This window comes from Bradyrhizobium sp. Kon10, from assembly GCF_055807395.1.
The window spans coordinates 1-249 of record NZ_JBVVOZ010000327.1; the positions used below are offsets into that span (position 1 = coordinate 1).

The 249-nt window shown below is 60.2% G+C and carries 1 protein-coding gene; it reads left to right on the plus strand.

Translation table 11 applies throughout. The annotated features are described in order from the left end of the window. Positions 1-249: NAD(P)H-dependent oxidoreductase (locus AC0L2O_RS37240; protein WP_473373261.1), on the plus strand; the 249-nt coding region annotated here is incomplete at both ends.

A 249-nucleotide genomic window follows, 5' to 3' on the forward strand; every position in this document is an offset into this window, starting at 1 on the left:
GGCCGAAGTCGTCGGCGTTTCCGACGCCGTACTCGATGAACTGTTTGCGGCCGACACCATCATCCTCGCTACCGGCTTCATCAATTTCGGCATCTCGTCGACGCTGAAATCCTGGGTCGATCACGTCGCCCGCTCCGGCAAGACTTTCGCTTATGGCGAGAATGGCCCGAAGGGCCTCGTCACCGGCAAGAAGGTCTACATCGTCCTTGCCTCGGGCGGCATCTATTCGGAAGGCGCTGCCGTGCAGAT